Origin of the sequence: Burkholderia sp. BCC1638, from assembly GCF_902833195.1 — a bacterium.
Taxonomy (GTDB): Bacteria; Pseudomonadota; Gammaproteobacteria; order Burkholderiales; family Burkholderiaceae; genus Burkholderia; species Burkholderia diffusa.
On sequence record NZ_CADFEC010000113.1, the window covers coordinates 1 to 505 of the forward strand.

The 505-nt window shown below is 70.1% G+C and carries 1 protein-coding gene; it reads right to left on the reverse strand.

From position 1 onward, the window contains the following. On the reverse strand, window positions 1–505 hold a 505-nt coding region (locus HWX22_RS31450), incomplete at both ends, for a major royal jelly family protein (protein ID WP_244135337.1).

The following is a 505-nucleotide window of genomic DNA, read 5'->3' on the forward strand; positions in this document are numbered from 1 at the left end:
GCCGTCCGAGGCGATCGCCAGCGGCGTGCTGCTGCCGTCGGCCTGGCGCAGCTTCATGGTCTCGCCGTCGAACACCGGCGAGAATGTCGGATCGGCCGAGGTCGAAGGGTCGCCCGTGAGACGGCGCAGCGCGCTGCCGCTGGCGAGATCGACCACGATGATGCCGCCCGTGCCGCTCAACGAGGAATCCGTCACATAGGCCACCCCGGCACGGCCGACGCGGAAGTCGAAGCGCACGTCGTTCACGTAGGTGCGCGCGCGCATCACCTCGGCCGGGAACACGATGGTCTTCACGATGCGGTTGGTCTTCAGGTCGATCGCGACCAGCTTCGCGCCGCCGGCCAGCGGGTTCGCGAAATTCGGCGCGGCCGTGTCGAGCACCCACAGCCGGCCCTGGCCGTCGGCCACCACGCTCTGCACGCTGAGGAAGCTGCCGGCGGGGCGATGCGGATCGGCGCGATTGACCTCGGCGTCGGGGTAGGGCACCACCTTGCCGTCCTTCAGC